This is a genomic window from Microcystis sp. M49636_WE2 (assembly GCF_030065375.1).
Lineage (GTDB): Bacteria > Cyanobacteriota > Cyanobacteriia > Cyanobacteriales > Microcystaceae > Microcystis > Microcystis aeruginosa_C.
The window spans coordinates 1-3721 of sequence record NZ_JASJFG010000308.1; the positions used below are offsets into that span (position 1 = coordinate 1).

A 3721-nucleotide genomic window follows, 5' to 3' on the forward strand; every position below is an offset into this window, starting at 1 on the left:
AGGGCGAGGGTTTCTAGGGTGCTTTTATCGGCACTAGCGGGAACTTGTATCGTGCCTCTGGTTTTTCCCAAAATTTGGATGACAAGGGTAATCTCGTCCACAATCAGGGCAGTAGGATCAACTTTTGGCCAGGGTTGCAGGTGAATTGATTGGCTATGGCCTAAAGCTTGCCATAATTCTTCGCTAAGATGGGGAGCAAAGAGGGAAAGTAAGATTAATAGGGTTTCGATTCCTTCCCGATAAATGGGGGATGCAAAACACTTATTATCCCCTAAAGCGTTACTGAGTTTCATCAATTCGGAAATGGCGGTATTAAATTGATAATCTCCTTCTAAATCCTCGGAGATTTCTTTAATAGCGGTGTGAATTGCCCGTCTTAAATCCTTGTCAGTTTTCGAGAAAGTTTCTATTTTTTTGACTTGCTTGGGTTTATTTTCAATATATTCGCTGACTAAACGCCACACCCGATTAAGAAAGCGAAATTGTCCTTCTACCCCCGCATCTTCCCACTGTAAATCTTTTTCTGGGGGTGCAGTAAAAAGTATAAACATTCGGGCAGTATCGGCCCCATATTTTTCGAGAACTTTCAGAGGATCAACGCCATTATATTTCGACTTAGACATTTTTTCAAAGAAGAAAGATAGAACTTCTCCCGTGTCTTTATCGCAATATTTATCCTCTTTATAGATAACATTTTCTGCGGGGACATATTTGCCAGTTTCGGGATTTTTGTAGGTTAATCCCTGTACCATTCCCTGGGTTAACAGACGGTTAAAAGGTTCATCAACATTAACTAAACCTCGGTCTCTTAAAACTTTGGTAAAGAAACGAGAATAGAGTAAATGTAGGATAGCGTGTTCGATTCCTCCGACGTATTGATCCACGGGCATCCAATCATTAACCTTCTCAAATTGAAAGGGTATATCTTCATTTTTAGCATCGGTATAACGGAGAAAATACCAACTAGAATCGATGAAAGTATCCATGGTGTCGGTTTCCCGTTTTGCGGGAGTTCCACAGCGAGGACAATCCACATTTACCCAGTCTTCTAATTTGGCTAAAGGGGAAGCACCTCGACCGCTAAATTCGACATTTTCTGGTAAATTAACGGGTAAATTATCGATAGGTACTGGCACGGTTCCACAGTGGGGACAGTGGATAACTGGAATCGGACAACCCCAATATCTTTGACGGGAAATTAACCAATCCCGGAGACGATATTGTATTCTAGCTTTGCCGTAATCTTGGGCAGTGGCATAATCAATAATAGCGGTTTTTCCTGCTGTAGAATGCAGCCCATTAAATTGAGCGGAATTAATCATAATTCCTGCTTCTGTATAGGCCTCTTTTAACTCAATTTCGCCACTTTCTGGAGTAATAACTATCTTAATTGGCAGGTTATTTTCCCGAGCAAATTTAAAATCGCGACTGTCGTGAGCCGGGACTCCCATCACTGCCCCTGTCCCGTATTCGTAGAGGACATAATCAGCAATTAAAATCGGAATTTCTTCACCGGTAAAAGGATTAATTGCCATTCCTCCGGTTTTAATACCGCGTTTGGGTTTATCTTCGGCGGTTCTTTCTAATTCGCTTTCGCTGGCTATCTCTTGAATAAAAGTTTCTACGGCCGATTTTTGTTCGGGAGTGGTAACTTGTAAAGTTAAGGGGTGTTCAGGAGCAAGTACCACATAAGTGACTCCATAAACCGTATCGGGACGAGTGGTAAAAACGGCAATTTTTTCTGTGGAGTTAACAAGAGGAAATTCTAAATAAGCACCTACCGATTTACCAATCCAGTTGGCCTGCATGGTTTTAACCCGTTCTGGCCAACCGGTAAGCTTATCTAAATCAGTGAGTAATTGTTCGGCATAATCGGTAATTTTTAGGAACCATTGCCGGAGTAATTTTCTTTCTACTTTAGCACCCGATCGCCAAGATTTTCCTTCACTATCTACCTGTTCATTTGCTAAGACAGTTTGATCGATAGGATCCCAATTCACTGCCGCTTCTTTTTGGTAGGCTAATCCCGATTCAAAAAACTGTAAAAATAGCCATTGGGTCCAACGATAATATTCCGGGGAACAGGTGGCAACTTCTCTTTCCCAATCGATAGATAATCCTAACTGTTGTAATTGCCGTTTCATCTGGGCAATATTTTGATCAGTCCATTTTGCCGGAGGAACTCCCCTTTCAATAGCGGCATTTTCTGCGGGTAATCCGAAAGCATCCCACCCCATGGGATGCAGCACGCGATAACCCTGCATTCTTTTCAGACGGGCAATCACATCGGTAATAGTATAGTTGCGAACGTGACCCATGTGCAGGTTGCCCGATGGATAGGGGAACATGGAGAGGGCGTAAAATTTCGGTTTATCGGTGTTTTCTGGGGTTTTGTCCAATCCCATTTGCTGCCAAATCTTCTGCCATTTCTGTTCGATTTCTGCGGGGTTGTACTGCACTGGGGTTTTTTCTCCTGAGTTTTATCTATCCTTCCTATTTTACAGCAGCCGGCTGGGGGCGATTGCCAGTTTTGGGGCTATCCACCCTAGCAAAAACCCTCTGGGTTTTAAGTAAGTGGTTCTAATTAAATATGAAGATAGATTTTGCCTCCGGTCCCCCCTCTCTATCCATTAGTCAGATATTTCTTAACAAAAAGAGAAGAAACTTAAAAAAAGGGGAAACGATTGATAGGTATAGTTTTGAAAGAAGGAATCAAGGTGGAGGTCAGCAAAAAAATGGAGAAATGGGCAGCCCAAGAATTACAGTATCGTGGAAAACTTGGCTGGACAATTTAGTACAAGTGTTCCGTAAGCTTCGGAAAATCTAGCCGCGATGAATGGCAATTTTTGTGTGACACTATTCATAAAAACGTTCCGCTCAATTTCTTCTTATCAATATGCTCTTAAAATTTCCTCAAAACCTGAAAATTAAGCGAATAGTATTATTAGTATTCTGCCTAGTGATAGGGATATTTGTCTGGTGGTTATCGTGGCAATCCACCGGGATGAGCCAAATTCAACGACCCGAAACAGTTGCCCAACAAATTTACCAAGTAATGCCAGATTTACCGAAAGAAAACAACTATATCCGTCGAGACACAGGAAAGATCGATCCGAATAATACTTTAATCAGTCGCTTTCTTCGTTATCATCAAGATACAAAAAAAAGGTTTACTCTCATCCGTTTTGATTGGCAATTAACCCTAGGAGATTATCTAGGAGTGAACGAGAAAATCAGCGAAGAAAACTATCCCGGACAGGTCACTCTTACGGTTAACCCGATGGCAGCCGATATCAAAGCGATGAACAGTCTTAATCGTCGTCAACGGCAGCAGTTAGTAACTCTTTTAGTCGAAATTTATAACCCCGCTATTCTCCCCCAAGAAACCCCCAATCCTAGTCCTTCTCCTAGTCCCTCTCCCCGTCGTCCATCTTTATCAAAACCGGGAGATGCTGACCTATTAAAATTCTAGAAAATTATGGAAAAAATTCTCAAATATGGTTCGGGTTGGCGCCTGGGTTGGAATCCTCAAGCAGCCGTTTATAAAGGATTAATTGGTGGCGATGATTGGGCGATGGAGTTGACCGAGGCCGAGTGGCAAGATTTGCGTCGGTTACTATCACAATTGACCGCAACTATGGCGGCCATGGCCACAGAATTAATGGATGAAGAAAGTATTGCTTGTGAAGCGGAAAGCGAGCTTTTATGGTTAGAAGCGGCA

The 3721-nt window shown here is 42.3% G+C and carries 3 protein-coding genes; 2 read left to right on the forward strand and 1 reads right to left on the reverse strand.

Features of this window, described 5'->3' with window-relative positions:
• Positions 1–2459: leucine--tRNA ligase (gene leuS / locus PX484_RS07465; RefSeq protein ID WP_288103321.1), on the reverse strand; the 2459-nt coding region annotated here is incomplete at its 3' end.
• Positions 2460–2896: 437 nt separating this feature from the next.
• On the opposite strand from leuS, the gene PX484_RS07470 reads away from it, so the two are divergent.
• Positions 2897–3472 carry a hypothetical protein gene (locus PX484_RS07470; protein WP_287656839.1) on the forward strand — a complete coding sequence of 192 codons (576 nt, stop codon included), beginning with the start codon at positions 2897–2899 and terminating at the stop codon, positions 3470–3472.
• Between the two features lie 6 nt (positions 3473–3478).
• Positions 3479–3721, forward strand: a 243-nt coding sequence (locus PX484_RS07475) for a DUF1818 family protein (RefSeq protein ID WP_288103322.1), incomplete at its 3' end; no start/stop codon positions are given.